This window comes from Streptomyces koelreuteriae (assembly GCF_018604545.1).
In the GTDB taxonomy this organism is placed as follows: domain Bacteria; phylum Actinomycetota; class Actinomycetes; order Streptomycetales; family Streptomycetaceae; genus Streptomyces; species Streptomyces koelreuteriae.
This window is the reverse complement of the sequence record NZ_CP075896.1, coordinates 6,216,035-6,229,940: the sequence shown is the minus strand read 5'-3', so window position 1 is coordinate 6,229,940 and position 13,906 is coordinate 6,216,035. Positions and strand designations below refer to the sequence as shown.

General features: G+C 71.9%; 13 protein-coding genes. 5 read left to right on the top strand and 8 right to left on the bottom strand.

What is annotated here, in order from left to right:
- Window positions 1–58: 58 nt before the first annotated feature.
- The 5 genes from KJK29_RS28045 to KJK29_RS28025 form a co-directional block, all read right to left on the bottom strand.
- Window positions 59–3,178 carry an efflux RND transporter permease subunit gene (locus KJK29_RS28045; protein WP_215121955.1) on the bottom strand — a complete coding sequence of 1,040 codons (3,120 nt, stop codon included), beginning with the start codon at window positions 3,176–3,178 and terminating at the stop codon, window positions 59–61.
- 159 nt (window positions 3,179–3,337) lie between these two features.
- On the bottom strand, window positions 3,338–4,021 hold the full coding sequence (locus tag KJK29_RS28040) for a response regulator (protein WP_215121954.1): 684 nt from the start codon (window positions 4,019–4,021) through the stop codon (window positions 3,338–3,340).
- Complete coding sequence (locus KJK29_RS28035) at window positions 4,018–5,238, bottom strand: sensor histidine kinase (RefSeq protein WP_215121953.1); 1,221 nt, start codon at window positions 5,236–5,238, stop codon at window positions 4,018–4,020. Before KJK29_RS28035 ends, KJK29_RS28040 begins: the two co-directional genes overlap by 4 nt.
- Window positions 5,239–5,401: 163 nt before the next feature.
- The gene (gene pspAA / locus KJK29_RS28030) at window positions 5,402–5,680 is read right to left on the bottom strand and encodes a PspA-associated protein PspAA (protein WP_215121952.1); all 279 of its coding nucleotides are present in this window, start codon (window positions 5,678–5,680) and stop codon (window positions 5,402–5,404) included.
- Window positions 5,681–5,703: 23 nt separating this feature from the next.
- Window positions 5,704–6,507, bottom strand: coding sequence for a PspA/IM30 family protein (locus tag KJK29_RS28025; protein ID WP_215121951.1), 804 nt, complete (start codon window positions 6,505–6,507; stop codon window positions 5,704–5,706).
- A gap of 303 nt (window positions 6,508–6,810) precedes the next feature.
- Here KJK29_RS28025 and KJK29_RS28020 point away from each other — a divergent pair, with 303 nt between their 5' ends.
- Window positions 6,811–7,410, top strand: a complete 600-nt coding sequence (locus tag KJK29_RS28020; RefSeq protein WP_215121950.1) for a DUF3043 domain-containing protein — start codon at window positions 6,811–6,813, stop codon at window positions 7,408–7,410.
- Between the two features lie 80 nt (window positions 7,411–7,490).
- A complete protein-coding gene (locus KJK29_RS28015; protein ID WP_215124495.1) occupies window positions 7,491–8,195 on the top strand; it encodes a class I SAM-dependent methyltransferase in 705 nt (234 codons plus the stop codon).
- 57 nt (window positions 8,196–8,252) lie between these two features.
- Here KJK29_RS28015 and KJK29_RS28010 read toward each other — a convergent pair whose 3' ends face one another.
- On the bottom strand, window positions 8,253–8,465 hold the full coding sequence (locus KJK29_RS28010) for a hypothetical protein (protein ID WP_189724613.1): 213 nt from the start codon (window positions 8,463–8,465) through the stop codon (window positions 8,253–8,255).
- 222 nt (window positions 8,466–8,687) lie between these two features.
- On the opposite strand from KJK29_RS28010, the gene KJK29_RS28005 reads away from it, so the two are divergent.
- Window positions 8,688–9,887, top strand: a complete 1,200-nt coding sequence (locus tag KJK29_RS28005; RefSeq protein ID WP_215121949.1) for a bifunctional adenosylcobinamide kinase/adenosylcobinamide-phosphate guanylyltransferase — start codon at window positions 8,688–8,690, stop codon at window positions 9,885–9,887.
- A gap of 124 nt (window positions 9,888–10,011) precedes the next feature.
- Here the strand turns inward: KJK29_RS28005 and KJK29_RS28000 are convergent, their stop codons facing one another.
- Window positions 10,012–11,049, bottom strand: a complete 1,038-nt coding sequence (locus KJK29_RS28000) for a class I SAM-dependent methyltransferase (protein WP_215121948.1) — start codon at window positions 11,047–11,049, stop codon at window positions 10,012–10,014.
- Window positions 11,050–11,205: 156 nt separating this feature from the next.
- Here KJK29_RS28000 and cobT point away from each other — a divergent pair, with 156 nt between their 5' ends.
- Window positions 11,206–12,315 carry a nicotinate-nucleotide--dimethylbenzimidazole phosphoribosyltransferase gene (cobT, locus tag KJK29_RS27995; RefSeq protein ID WP_215121947.1) on the top strand — a complete coding sequence of 370 codons (1,110 nt, stop codon included), beginning with the start codon at window positions 11,206–11,208 and terminating at the stop codon, window positions 12,313–12,315.
- 141 nt (window positions 12,316–12,456) lie between these two features.
- On the top strand, window positions 12,457–13,155 hold the full coding sequence (locus tag KJK29_RS27990) for a hypothetical protein (RefSeq protein ID WP_215121946.1): 699 nt from the start codon (window positions 12,457–12,459) through the stop codon (window positions 13,153–13,155).
- Here KJK29_RS27990 and KJK29_RS27985 read toward each other — a convergent pair.
- Window positions 13,095–13,859, bottom strand: coding sequence for a hypothetical protein (locus KJK29_RS27985; RefSeq protein WP_215121945.1), 765 nt, complete (start codon window positions 13,857–13,859; stop codon window positions 13,095–13,097). The genes KJK29_RS27990 and KJK29_RS27985 overlap by 61 nt on opposite strands.
- Between the last annotated feature and the right edge of the window lie 47 nt (window positions 13,860–13,906).

Genomic DNA, 13,906 nt, shown 5'->3' with positions numbered 1-13,906 from the left:
CGAAGGGGGCGCCCCGTGACCATGAGCCACGGGGCGCCCCTCGCCATACCTACTGCTGTCAGACCTGCGCCGGCTCCGGCTCCTCCGCCGTCTCCGAGCGCTGGGCCGGGAGGCCCTTCTTCGCTGCCCGCTTCTTCGCCCGGCGCTCCTTGCGGAGTTCGAACATCGCGTACAGCGTCGGGACGAGGAGGAGGGTGAGGAGGGTCGACGTCACCAGGCCGCCGATCACGACCACGGCCAGCGGCTGGGCGATGAAGCCGCCCTCGCCGGTGATGCCGAGGGCCATGGGGAGCAGGGCGAAGATCGTCGCCAGGGCGGTCATGAGGATCGGGCGCAGTCGGTGCCGGCCGCCCTCGATGACGGCCTCGACGACGCCGTAGCCCTGCTTGCGGTACTGGTTGATCAGGTCGATCAGGACGATCGCGTTGGTCACCACGATGCCGATCAGCATGAGCATGCCGATCATGGCGGGGACGCCCATCGGGGTGCCGGTGGCCACCAGGAGGCCGATGGCGCCGGTGGCGGCGAACGGGATGGAGACGAGCAGGATCAGCGGCTGGACCAGGGACTTGAAGGTGCTGACCAGCAGCATGAAGACGATCGCGATAGCCGCCAGCATGGCCAGGCCCAGGTTGGCGAACGCCTCGTCCTGGTCCTCGGAGACACCGCCGATCGACGCCGTGGCGCCCTCCGGGAGCTTCAGCGCGCTGATCTCGGACTGGAGCTTGGTGCTCACCGCGCCGGTGTTGTCGCCGGTCGGCTTCGCGGAGATGGTGGCCGCGCGCTGGCCGTCGATCCGGGTCATGGAGACCGGGCCGTCGATCTGCTTCACCGTGGCGATGTCGCCGAGCTTCACCGCGCCGAGGCGCAGGTCCTGAAGCTGCTTCAGGGTCTGTGCGGGCTTCGCCGAGCGGATGACGACGTCGCGCTCGCTGTCGTCGAGGGTGGCCTTGGCCGCGTTGGTGCCGCGGATCGCCTGCGCGACGGCGGCGCCGAGGGTCTGGTCGTTGAAGCCGGCCGCGGCCGCCTTGTCGTTGGCCTTCACCGAGATGCGCGGCACGCTCTGCGCCAGGTCGCTGGTGACGTCCGTGACGTCGTCGAGCTCGGCGACCGTCTTGCGGACCTGCTCGGACGCCTTGCGCAGGACCTCGGAGTCGGCGGCCTTCACCACGACGCTGAGGTCCTGGCTGCCGAAGCCGTCACCGGCGGCGATGGTGGTCGTGCCGATGCCCTTGAGACCGGCCAGACCCTTCTCGATGTCGTCCTGGACGTCCTCGAACGGCACGGAGTCGTCCAGCATCACCTGGTACGAGGCCTGGTTGGAGTCCGTGCCGCCGCCGAAGGCGGCCATGAAGCCGGAGGAACCGATGGTGACCTGGTAGTCCTTGACGCCCTTGGTGTCGGCGAGCAGCCGCTCGACCTTCTCGGCCTGGGCGTCGGTCGCCGCGAGGCTGGTGCCGGGCTTCAGCTCCTGCTTGACGTTGAGGACCTCCTGCTCGCCCTGGTCGAAGAAGTTCGTCTTCAGCAGGGGCGCCATGCCGAACGTGCCGATCAGGACGACGATCGCGATGGCCACGCTGGTGAGGCGGCGGCGCGTCGCGAAGCGCAGGACCGGGACGTAGATGCGCTGGAGGCGGCTCTTGGCCTCCTTCTCCTCGGCGATCCGGCGTGCCTCGTCGGCGTCCTCGGGGGTGCCCTTCGGGGGACGCAGGAACCAGTACGACAGGACCGGGACGACCGTCAGGGAGACGAGAAGGGACGCCAGCAGGGCGGCGGTCACCGTCAGGCTGAACGAGCCGAACAGCTCGCCCACCATGCCGCCGACCAGGCCGATCGGCAGGAACACCGCGACCGTGGTGAGCGTCGAGGACGTCACCGCGCCGGCGACCTCACGGACGGCCTGGAGGATCGCCGAGTTGCGCTCCTCGCCGTAGCCGAGGTGCCGCTTGATGTTCTCCAGGACCACGATCGAGTCGTCGACGACGCGGCCGATGGCGATCGTCAGGGCGCCCAGCGTCAGGACGTTCAGCGACAGGTCGCGCGTCCACAGCACGATCAGGGCGAGGACGACCGACAGCGGGATGGACACCGCCGTCACGAGGGTGGAGCGGATCGAGGCCAGGAAGACCAGGATCACCAGGACCGCGAAGAGCAGACCGAGCGCGCCCTCGGTGGTCAGGCCCTTGATGGACTTGGAGACCGCGGGGCCCTGGTCGCTGACGACCGTGAGGTCGGCGCCGGAGCCGAGGTCCTTGCGCAGGTCCGGGAGCTTGTCCTGGACGGCCTCGGAGATGGCGACCGCGCTGCCGTCGCGGTCCATGGTGACGGCGACGGAGAGGCTGGGCTTGCCGTCGGTGCGGGTGATGGAGTCGGCCGGGGCCTCCTGCTGCTTCACCGCGGCGACGTCGCCGAGGCGCACCGGCTTGCCCTTGCCGGGCTCGCCCGTGACCATCAGGTCCTGGATCTGCTTCAGCGAGGTGAAGCCGCCGCCGACCTGGACCGTGCGGTTGGCGCCGTCCTCGTCGAAGGAGCCGGCCGGGACGGTCGCGCCGCCCGCCTGGAGCGCCTCCATGAGGGACTGCGGGGTGAGACCCGCCTTCGCGAGCCCCGCGTTGTCGGGGGTGACGGCGACCTGGAGGTCCCGCACACCGTCGACGGTGACCTGGCCGACGCCGTCGATGTCCTTGAGGTCCGGTACGACGGTCTTGTCGAGCTGGTCGGCCAGGGCCTGCTGGTCCCGCTCGGAGCTGACGGCGAGGACGACGGTCGGCATGTCGTCCGTGGAACCGGCGACGATCTGCGGGTCGACGTCGTCCGGGAGCTGGACGCGGGCCCGGTTGACGGCCTGCTGGACGTCGGCGACGAGCTGCTTGGTGTCGTTGCCGTAGTCGAAGGACGCCATGATCACGGCGTTGCCCTCGCTGGCGGTGGAGGTGACGCCGCTGATGCCGTCGACGGCTTCGAGGTTGTCCTCGATGGGTTCGACGACCTGCTTCTCGACCACGTCCGGGGACGCGCCCTGATACGGCGCCAGCACGGACACCATGGGCAGTTCGATGGTGGGCAGGAGCTGCTGCTTGAGCTGGGGTATCGCGATCGCCCCGAAGACGAGCGCGATGATCGACATCAGCCCGATCAGGGCCCGTTGCGCGAGGCTGAATTTCGACAGCCAGGACATGGGTGAGGGTCTCTCTTCTGTTAGCGGCAGAAGCGGCAGCGAGCGCGCAGATGAGCACCCGCCCTAACACCCTGAGCCATGGAGGACCCCGGATTCGTAGGCCCCAGGTCCATTTCCTTATGCCGCGCATACTCCGGGCGCAGTACACCCGGGTCGGGCTCACTCCACCCTTGGACGGACCAGTCCGGACTCGTACGCAGTGACCACGAGCTGGGCCCTGTCCCGGGCGCCCAGCTTGGCCATGGCCCGGTTGACGTGCGTCTTCACCGTCAGCGGGCTGACCTCCAGACGCTCGGCGATCTCGTCGTTGGAGTGCCCGCCGGCGACCTGGACGAGCACTTCGCGCTCCCGTCCGGTCAGCGAGTCGAGCCGCTCGGCGCGGGCCGGGTCGCGCTCGCCGTCGTCGGCCGGGTCCTGGGCGAGGAAGCGGGCGATGAGGCCCGTGGTGGCCGCCGGGGACAGCAGGGCCTGGCCGCCCGCGGCGGTCCGGATGGCGGTCAGCAGCTCCTCGGGCTCGGAGCCCTTGCCGAGGAAGCCGGAGGCCCCGGCGCGCAGTGACTGCACGACGTAGTCGTCGACCTCGAACGTCGTCAGGATGACCACGCGGACGTCGCCCAGTTCGGGGTCGGCGCTGATCATGCGGGTCGCGGCGAGACCGTCGGTGCCGGGCATCCGGATGTCCATGAGGACGACGTCGGCGTGCAGTTCCTTGGTCATCCGCACCGCTTCCGCGCCGTCGGACGCCTCCCCCACCACCTCCATGTCGGGCTCGGAGTCGACGAGCACTCGGAAGGCGCTGCGCAGCAGCGTCTGGTCGTCGGCGAGCAGGACACGGATGGTCATGCGGGGTCCTCCCCGGTCGGTGTGCGGTTCTTGACGGGCAGGATCGCATGGACGCGGAAGCCGCCGCCGTAGCGGGGACCGGTGGTGAGGGTGCCGCGCAGGGCGGTGACGCGCTCCCGCATGCCGAGCAGGCCGTGCCCGCCGCCGTTGCCCGGGTCCGCGTCCTCGCCGCTGCCGTCGTCGAGCACGGTGATCTCGATGTTCGGTCCGACCCGTACGACGCTCACCTCGGCCTTGGCGTGCGACCCGGCGTGCTTCTGCACGTTCGTCAGGGCCTCCTGGATGATCCGGTAGGCGGCCAGGTCTACGGCCGCGGGCAGGGCGGTGCCCTGGTCGGTGCGGGCCACCTCGATGCGCTGTCCGGCGTTGCGGAAGGTGCCGGCGAGTTCGTCGAGGCGGTCCAGGCCGGGGGCGGGTTCGGTGGGGGCCTCCGGGTCGCCGGACTGCCGGAGCAGGCCGACGGTGGCCCGCAGCTCGTTGAGGGCGGAGCGGCTGGCCTCCCGGACGTGCGCGAGCGCTTCCTTGGCCTGGTCGGGGCGTTTGTCCATGACGTGGGCGGCGACGCCGGCCTGGACGTTGACCAGGGCGATGTGGTGGGCGACGACGTCGTGCAGATCCCGGGCGATGCGCAGGCGTTCCTCGGCGACCCGGCGGCGGGCCTCCTCCTCGCGGGTGCGTTCCGCGCGTTCCGCGCGTTCCCGGATGGCCTGGATGAAGGCGCGGCGGCTGCGGACGGCGTCGCCGGCGGTGGCGCCGATGCCGGCCCAGGCCACGATGCCGAGGTTCTCCTGGGCGTACCAGGGCAGGGTGCCGGCGGCCATGGCGGTGCCGGTCAGCACGGTCGTGGTGAGCAGGCCGACCCGCCAGGTGGTGGGGCGGTCGGTGGTGGAGGCGACGGTGTACAGGGCGATGACGGCCGACATGGCGACGGGGGTGCGGGGGTCGCCGGTGACGGACTCCACGACGGAGACCGTGCCGGTGAGGGCCAGGACCGTCATGGGGGCGCGGCGGCGGAAGACCAGCGCGGCGGCGCCGAGGACCATGAGGACGAGGCTGAGGGGGTCGGGGGTGCGCAGGGCCCAATTGACGGTGTCGCGGTGCCTGGGCTCCACGAAGGAGCCGGCGACCATGCAGGCCAGGACTGCGGTGGCCAGGACGGCGTCCACGGCCAGGGGGTGTGCCTTGGCTTGGACTCTGACCCGCGCGAGTGTGCTCACGGCTGTTTACGGTAGCTGGGCGGGGTGTGCGGGGGTATGGGGGCCGGGTGTGAGGTGCTCGGCGTCGGGGCTCGGGTCGGGTGGGTCCGCAACCCGGCGGCGCGGGGTGCCGCTGCGCCCACCCGTGCCGCCCCTTGCGGCACGCATGCCCGCAGCTAAGCAATCAGCCGGGGATCAGGCCGTCGTCGCTCAGGAAGTCCCGGACCTCCTCCAGGGTCGCGTCGGGGGACGGGAGGATCAGTTCGGATGGCTCCAGAGAGTCGTCCGGGAGGGGGTCGCCGAGGTCGCGGACTCTGGTCAGCAGGGCCTGGAGGGTGCGGCGGAAGGCCGGACCGTCGCCGTTCTCCATTTCCGCCAGGAGCTCGTCGTCCAGCTTGTTCAGCTCGGTGAGGTGGCCGTCGGCCAGCCTCACCTGGCCCTCCCCCATGATCCGTACGATCATGTCGCCCTCCTAGGCGTGGGCCCCTACTGCTTGTCGAAGCGCGGGGTGTCCTGCGACTGCTGCCGGTCCTGCTGCTGCGACTGGCTCGTGCCACCTTCGATGGCCTGCTGGTCGGCGGCGGGGCCCCCGGCCAGCTCCTGCTTCATCCGCTGCAGTTCCAGCTCTACATCCGTACCACCGGAGAGCCGGTCCAGCTCGGCCTGGATGTCGTCCTTGTGCATGCCGGAGGGGTCGTCCAGCGCCCCGGAGGCGAGCAGTTCGTCGATCGCGCCGGCGCGGGCCTGGAGCTGGGCCGTCTTGTCCTCGGCGCGCTGGATCGCCAGGCCGACGTCGCCCATCTCCTCCGAGATGCCGGAGAAGGCCTCGCCGATCCGGGTCTGCGCCTGGGCCGCCGTGTACGTCGCCTTGATCGTCTCCTTCTTCGTACGGAAGGCGTCGACCTTGGCCTGGAGCCGCTGGGCCGCGAGAGTGAGCTTCTCCTCCTCGCCCTGCAGCGTCGCGTGCTGGGTCTCCAGGTCGGTCACCTGCTGCTGGAGGGCGGCCCGGCGGGACAGCGCCTCACGGGCCAGGTCCTCACGGCCCAGCGCGAGCGCCTTGCGGCCCTGGTCCTCCAGCGTGGAGGACTGCTTGTTCAGCTGGGCGAGCTGCAGTTCCAGGCGCTTGCGGCTGGTCGCCACGTCGGCGACGCCGCGGCGCACCTTCTGGAGGAGCTCCAGCTGCTTCTGGTACGAGTAATCGAGGGTCTCGCGCGGGTCCTCGGCCCGGTCAAGGGCCTTGTTCGCCTTCGCGCGGAAGATCATCCCCATACGCTTCATGACACCGCTCATGGGCTTCGCGCGCCCCCTTCTGACCGAACCGGCTCCAGCTCCTGCGACAGAACCCACAGTACGGGCCCTGCATCCATTACCGCACTGTTCGGGGACGGATGCGCTCATCCCCAAGGACGACTGTGGACGGCACCGCTCCGGCGTAGGGAGTAGGTGATCCCCGGGTTACCGGAGGCATACATCCCGGGAAACGACCGGAGCCGTACACATCGTCCCCTCTGTCCCCATACAGACGACTGGTGTTGCCGGATCGTTCCCCACGGGACTGGGGTCCATGCCCGGAAGCCCTTACCCTTGGGTTTTGTGTTCCGTAGCCGTGCGAAGGATGAGAAGGCCCAGGACGCCGTGAAGGCGCCGGAGACCGACTCCAGTCAGCCCCGTCACCCCGAGGCCCGCAAGGGCCGCCCCACGCCCAAGCGCAGTGCGGCCCAGTCGCAGCGCCGCAGCGTGGCCAACACGTCGACGACGCGCAAGGAGGCCGCCAAGCGACAGCGCGCGGAGCGCCGTACCGCGATGGAGCGCCAGCGTCAGGCGCTGGCCAGCGGCGACGAGCGGTATCTGCCCGCCCGCGACAAGGGACCGGTCCGCCGGTTCGCGCGCGACTTCGTCGACTCGCGGTTCAACATCGCGGAGTTCTTCCTGCCGATGGCCGTGGTCATCCTCGTGCTGAGCATGGTGCGCGTGCCCGCGCTGCAGAACATCGCGCTGCTGCTGTGGCTCGTGGTGATCGTGCTGATCGTGCTCGACTCGTTCCTCTCCGCCTTCCGCCTGAAGAAGCAGCTCGCCGAGCGGTTCGCCGGCGAGAACAAGCGGGGCGCGGTCGCCTACGCCCTGATGCGCTCCCTCCAGATGCGCCGGCTCCGGCTGCCGAAGCCGCAGGTCAAGCGCGGAGAGCGGCCCTGACCACGACGCCGTTTTCCGAGAGCGCGGCGAAAGCCCCGGTGACCGGGCCGGGCGGGTTGCGCGATGTGGTCCGGCAGGAGCTGGTCGCCCGGCAGCTGGACGAACAGATATCCGGGCGGTTCCCGGTCGGGCAGCGGCTGCGGGTGCTCGACGTGGGCATGGGCCGAGGCACGCAGGCGCTGCGGCTGGCCCGGGCCGGGCACCAGGTGACCGGTCTGGAGCAGGACCCGAGGATGGTCGCCGTGGCCCGGGAGTCCCTCGCGGGGGAACCCGAGGGCATCCGGAAGCGGATGCGGATCATCGAGGGCGACGGCCGGGACACCGGTGTGCACTTCCTGCCGGGCGCCTTCGACGTGGTCCTGTGTCATGGCGTGCTCATGCACGTCGAGGAGCCCGACCCGCTGCTGGCGGGTCTCGCCCGGATGCTCGCGCACGGCGGACTGCTGTCCCTGCTCGTGCGCAACGGGGACGCGCTCGCCCTGCGGCCGGGGCTGTCCGGCGCGTGGGCCGACGCGCTGACCGCCTTCGACACGACCGCCTACCGCAACCGGCTGGGGCTCGACGTACGGGCCGACCGGCTGAAGGATCTGACGTCCACGCTCGCGGGCATCGGGGCGCCGCTGCACGCCTGGTACGGGGTGAGCGTGTTCACCGACTCGGCGGCGGACGACGCGGAGGTCCCGGGTGACGCCCGGACGCTGCTCGCGGTGGAGGAGAAGGCCGGGCGGACGGATCCGTACCGCGGGGTGGCGGCGCTGCTGCACCTGTGCGGTGTGCGGGGCTGACGCCCCCGGGGCCATGGAAGAGGGGGTGGGCGAGGGCCTTCGGCCCCCGCCCCGGGCTCACGCCTCGGCCGCGTGCAGACTCATCGGGCCGTAGATCTCCGTGGCGTCCTCGAACAGACGCACCTGGTCGGCACCGCCCTCCTGCAGGGCCTTCCAGTGCTCGCCGATCCAGGACTCGGCGTCCCCCTGGGTGGGGAAGTCCTCCGGCGGCACCGCGGGCTGGACCTCAGTCCCGTCGGTCTTCTCGAACCGCCACGTCCATGCCGCCATGTACGCCTCCCATGTGTGAGCACCTTGCACAGCAGGAGCCGGATCTTGGTCCGGCTCCTGTCCCCGAGCGTAAGCGTTCCGCTGGGTGGGGCGTTATAAGCGTTGCGGGAGTGCGGGTTCTTGGGTGTGTGCGGGTCGTATTGGGCTGGTCGCGCAGTTCCCCGCGCCCCTTGGGGCGTCTCCGTCACGCATGACCCATGGTCACGGGTGAGAATCGGGGGCGTGGAACTTACTCTGCTCGGTACTGGCGCTCCTGCGGGGCTTCCCCGGCCCGACTGTCCCTGTGCTAATTGTTCGGCGGCTCTTGGGCCGGATTCTCGGGCGGCTACCGCGTTGCTGCTGGACGGGGCGTTGTTGCTTGATCTGACGCCCGGTGCGGCGTTCGCGGCGGCTCGGGCGGGGCGTTCGCTGACCGGTGTGCGGCAGGTGCTGTTGTCGCATCCGCATGACGGGCCCGCGGTCGAGGTGCCGGCCGGGGTGCCGCAGCCCGGACGGGTGCCGGACGGGCAGGAGTTGACGCTGCTGACGGGGCACCGGGTGCGGGCGGTGGCGATGGACGCGCCGGGCACGGGGTACGCGGTGACCGGGCCGGAGGGGCAGCGGCTGCTGTATCTGCCGCCGGGCGGGGCGCCGGCGGGGCTGGCGGAGCTCTCCGAGCCGTACGACATGGTGCTCGCGGATGTCGGAGGGCGGCCGGACGCGTTGGCGAAACTGCGGGCCGTGGGGGCGGTGGGGCCGACGACCGATGTGGTCGCCGTCCATCTGGACCATGACGTGCCGCCGGGCCCCGAACTCGGGCGGCGGCTCGCGGCGGCCGGGGCGCGGGCGGTGCCGGACGGGGCGACGCTGGCGGTGGGGGCGTACGAGGACGTGCCGGACGTACCTCGGCGCACGCTGGTGCTGGGCGGGGCGCGGTCGGGCAAGTCCGTGGAGGCCGAGCGGCGGCTGGAGGCCTTTCCCGACGTGCTGTACGTGGCGACGGGCGGGTCGCGCAACGGGGACACCGAGTGGTCGGTGCGGGTGGCCGCGCATCGGGAGCGGCGGCCGGGGTCGTGGCGGACGGTGGAGACCTGCGATCTGGTGCCGTTGCTGGCGGAGGAGGGGCCGCCGCTGCTGGTCGACTGTCTGTCGTTGTGGCTGACGGACGCGATGGACTCCGTCGGGGCGTGGGACGACGCGGTGTGGGCGGAGCGGGGGGAGAAGGCGTTGCGGGAGCGGGTGCGGGAGTTGACGGAAGCGGTGCGTTCGAGTCGGCGGGCTGTTGTCGCCGTGTCGAACGAGGTGGGGTCGGGGATTGTGCCGGCGACCGCGTCGGGGCGGCGGTATCGGGATGAACTCGGGCGGCTGAACGCGGGGTTCGCTGAGCAGTGTGAGCAGGTGCTGTTGGTGGTGGCGGGGCAGGTTGTGGTGCTGCGGGGGTGAGCCGTGCGGGCCGCCTTGGGCTGGGGCAGGTGGGTGCGCAGCCCGGCGTAGCGGGGTGCCGCTGCGCCCACCCGTGCCGCCCCTAGCGGCACGCATGCCCGCAGCGGGGGGGGGCGGCTCGCGGTTAGGCCGGTTTGCGGGCGATCACCCTGTACGTGTTCGCCATCCGTGTGCGGCGGGCCAGCGGAGCCAGTGCGTGGTCCGCCAGGGCCGCCAGCCCCACCAGGGGAAGGCCCGCTCGTAGCAGGGCCTCCCTGGCGTGGCGTTGGAAGGGGGGTGGGGGGATCGCTCGCCAGGGGGTGTCCGGGGTGGGGAGGGCGTGGGAGAGGGCCAGGGAGGTCGCGCCGGAGAGGTCGTGGGGGATGTGGGTGGGGCGGTGGTCGAGGGTGAGGACCGTGCAGCCGGTCGTCTCCAGTTCGGCCCGGAGGTTGCGCGGGGGCAGCAGGTGGAGGTGGCGGGGCTGGTCGTAGGGGAGCCACCAGCGGCCGAGGAGCGCGGCGAAGACGCTGCGGGGGTCGAGGGTCTCGACGAGCAGGTGGCCGCCGGGGCGCAGGACATGGAGGGCGGCGCGGAGTTCGGCGCGGGGGTCGGGGGCGCCCTCCAGGTGGTGGAGCATGCTGACGACGTCGTAGCGGGCGCGCAGCGGGCCCGAGATCCGGGGGTCCGACAGGCGGCCGACGTGGGCCTCCTCGACGCGTTCGGCCGCGACGGCCCGGGTCACGTCGGGGTTGACGTCCAGGCCGTCGAAGGAGGTGTAGGGGAAGAACTCCCGGGCCGTCGCCGGGAAACGCGCGCTGCCCGTCCCGACGTCCAGCCAGCTCTCCGGCTCCCCGAACGGCCGCATCGCCCGGACGGCCGACAGATGGCGCTGCCGGCTGCCGCGCAGGGCGACGAGGGCGTCGGCCGTGGGGTCCAGGGGCGCCCCGCGCACGGTCCGGTGGTAGTGGGCGAGGCCCTCGGCCGTGAGGCGGGGGTTCTGGAAGGTGTGGCCGCAGTCGCGGCAGTCGTCGACGGTGAAGCTGCCCGGCTTGTACTGCCGCAGGTCACCGGTGCGCAGCCGGTTGCGCAGCCGGCCGGAGCCGCACCAGGGGCAGTCCTCGCGGCGCGGTTCGTGCACCGGCGCGGGCGCCTGGGGGACGGAGGGGGCGGGAAGTTCGGGCATGGGCGGCTCCCGGGCGCGAGGCGTACGGCAGGGACGTACGACAATCCGCTGCAAACGGGAACGTATGGGATGCCGATCTTGGGTGCAACGACGTCGCCGTGACGGAGTCGCGATGTGGCGCCGTGCTGTTCGATCGGTGCCGGTACTGTTCGGCGAATGAGCTCGCTTAATCTCGACGACTTCACCGATCTGATCGAGCGTCCGGACGGCGGGATCCGCCGTGACGCCGAGGCACGCCGGGAGCGGCAGATCGTGCCGCCAGGGTCGCTGGGCCGGCTCGACGACCTGGGTGAGTGGCTGGCGGCGGCGCAGTCCGCGGTGCCGGTGCGTCCGGTCGAACGGCCGCGGGTGGTGCTCTTCGCCGGTGACCACGGCGTCGCGGAGCTGGGTGTCTCGGCCCGTCCTGCGGGCGGTGCCGGGGAGTTGGCGCGCGAGGTGCTGGAGGGCGGCCGGCCCGTCTCGGTGCTCGCGCGGCGGCTCGGCGTGCCGGTGCGGATCGTCGACATGGGCCTGGACTGCGATCCGGAGACCCTGCCCGAGGATGTCGTACGGCATCGGGTGCGGCGCGGCAGCGGGCGGATCGACATCGAGGACGCGCTGACGGCCGAGGAGGCCGAGGCGGCGTTCCTGGCCGGGGTCGCGGTGGCCGACGAGGAGGCCGACTCCGGTACGGATCTGGTGGTGCTCGGCGATGTCAGCGTCGGCGGGACGACGGCCGCGGGCGTGCTGGTCGCGGCGCTCTGCGGGGTCGACGCGTCGGTCGTCACCGGGCGGGGCGGGCTGGCGATCGACGACCTGGCGTGGATGCGCAAGTGCGCGGCGATCCGTGACGCGCTGCGCCGGGCCCGGCCGGTGCTCGGGGACCAGTTGCAGTTGCTGGCGACGGTCGGCGGGGCCGATCTCGCGGCGATGACGGGCTTCCTGCTGCAGAGCGCCGTGCGGAAGCTGCCCGTGGTGCTCGACGGGGTCGTGACGGCCGCGTGCGCGCTGGTCGCGCAGCGGATCGCGTTCCGGGCGCCGGACTGGTGGCTGGCCGCGCACGACAGCGGTGAGCCCGGGCAGGCGAAGGCGCTGGACCGGATGGCCCTGGAGCCGCTGCTGACGCAGGGCGTGACCGTCGGGGAGGGCGCGGGCGGGCTGCTGGCGCTCCCCCTGGTGCAGGCGGCCGCGGCGCTGGCGGCGGAGCTGCCCGAGAAGCCGAAGGAGTCCGAGCGGCCGGTGGAGCCGGAGGGCACGGAGGACTCCGAGGTTCCCGCCGAGCAGTAATCGCCCTGGAGATCCAGGTCACGCACACCTGGCTCAACTTCGTCCCGTTCCGGTCGGTCTTCGCGTGTGGTGTCGGTTTGACTGAGCCACAGGCACCGCGCACATCCGCTGCCGCACCGGCCCCTGGACGAGGACGACCCGATGACCACGCTCGCCCGCTGGGCCCGCGCCGAATGGGGGCGGCTGTACGCCGCGGTGCGCGGGCCGCTGCGGGAGCGGCGGCTGCGGGCGGTGCCGATGGCGGCCGGGGCCGTGTGCCTGACGTCCGTGCTCCACTTCGCGCACAACCAGCCGTGGGGTTACGGGTTCGTGCAGGACATCGGTGCCGTACGGGCCGAGGACCCGCTGTGGCTCGCGCTGCTGCGGACGCCGCTGTCGCTGTTCGTGCCCGCGCTGGATCTGCCGGCGTGGGGTGCGCTGGCGCAGATCCTGCTGGTGTTCGGCATCGCGGAGATCTGTCTGGGGTGGCGGCGGACCCTGCTCATCGCCTACCTGGCGACCCTCGCGGGCACGCTCTACGCCCGCCTCGGCATCTGGCTGGGCCCGGACTCCCCGCTGGGCCTGCCCGCCTCGGACGCGCGGGTCGTGGACACCGGGCCGTCGGCGGCGGTGGTGGGCCTGGCGGTCTACCTGGGCCTGCGCTGTCGGGCGTATGTCACGGCGGCGGCGGTGATCGTGGCCATGGCGGTCGAGGTCGTCCTGAAGGAGAACCTCGCGGGCAAGGAGCATCTGGCGGCGATCGCGGCCGTGCTGGTGCTGTGCGCGGCCGAGGCCCTGCGTCAGTGGTGTTCGAGGGACCGGACGGGCTCGGGGTCGGGCGCGCCGCCGATCCAGTCCTGAAATCTGCGCCGGGGGCCCACCCAGCGGCGGTCGTGGTGGTAGGCCCGCAGGCCGGACTTGGCCCGGGCGTGGGGACGGTTGCGGTAGAACCGCTTGGCCCAGGGGGAGGTGGGGCGGGCCAGCCGTACGGCGCCGACCAGGGCGACGAGGGGGATGATCACGCCCAGGACGGCGATGCGGACCTTGCCCTTGAACAGGGCGATGAGGGCGAAGCCGAAGTTCACGAGGACGTTCCCGAGGACGACGGCGCGGTTCTGCTGCTGGTCCTCGGAGAGGTCGTCGACGCCCAGCGGCGAGAAGCCGAGCAGGAGCAGGCCGACGAGGGACGCGGTGAGGACGACCATCTCGACGCTCTTGCGGCCGTCCGGGGTCCAGTAGACGTCGGCGAGGTGCAGGACCAGGGCGAACTCGTCGAGGACGAGTCCCGCCCCGATGCCGAAGAGCACCGCGGCGAGGCAGGAGCCGAAGCCGTACTGGCCGCCGGCGACCGCGCCGAAGCCGCCGATGATCGTCAGGATGACGCCGGGCACCACGTGGTGGACATGGACACCGCCGCTGCTGCTGATGTTGCGGAAGGGGCCCTTGCCCGCCCGGATGAGGCGGGTGATGCCCCGGGTGATCACGAACGTCATCACGAAGGAGACGAGAGCGAGAAGCAGCGGCAGCTTGCCGGGTTCCATGATGTTCCGCTCGAACCATCCCATATGTGAACTTTATCCTCGGCTACCGTGCCCGCTCTCCTGACCGGCCG

Bases quoted from the DNA above. Each gene is read 5' to 3' on its own strand.
- KJK29_RS28045 (WP_215121955.1), bottom strand. From the start codon at position 3,178: ATGTCCTGGCTGTCGAAATTCAGCCTCGCGCAACGGGCCCTGATCGGG.
- KJK29_RS28040 (WP_215121954.1), bottom strand. From the start codon at position 4,021: ATGACCATCCGTGTCCTGCTCGCCGACGACCAGACGCTGCTGCGCAGC.
- pspAA (WP_215121952.1), bottom strand. From the start codon at position 5,680: ATGATCGTACGGATCATGGGGGAGGGCCAGGTGAGGCTGGCCGACGGC.
- KJK29_RS28025 (WP_215121951.1), bottom strand. From the start codon at position 6,507: ATGAGCGGTGTCATGAAGCGTATGGGGATGATCTTCCGCGCGAAGGCG.
- KJK29_RS28010 (WP_189724613.1), bottom strand. From the start codon at position 8,465: ATGGCGGCATGGACGTGGCGGTTCGAGAAGACCGACGGGACTGAGGTC.
- KJK29_RS28000 (WP_215121948.1), bottom strand. From the start codon at position 11,049: ATGCCCGAACTTCCCGCCCCCTCCGTCCCCCAGGCGCCCGCGCCGGTG.
- cobT (WP_215121947.1), top strand. From the start codon at position 11,206: ATGAGCTCGCTTAATCTCGACGACTTCACCGATCTGATCGAGCGTCCG.
- KJK29_RS27990 (WP_215121946.1), top strand. From the start codon at position 12,457: ATGACCACGCTCGCCCGCTGGGCCCGCGCCGAATGGGGGCGGCTGTAC.
- KJK29_RS27985 (WP_215121945.1), bottom strand. From the start codon at position 13,859: ATGGGATGGTTCGAGCGGAACATCATGGAACCCGGCAAGCTGCCGCTG.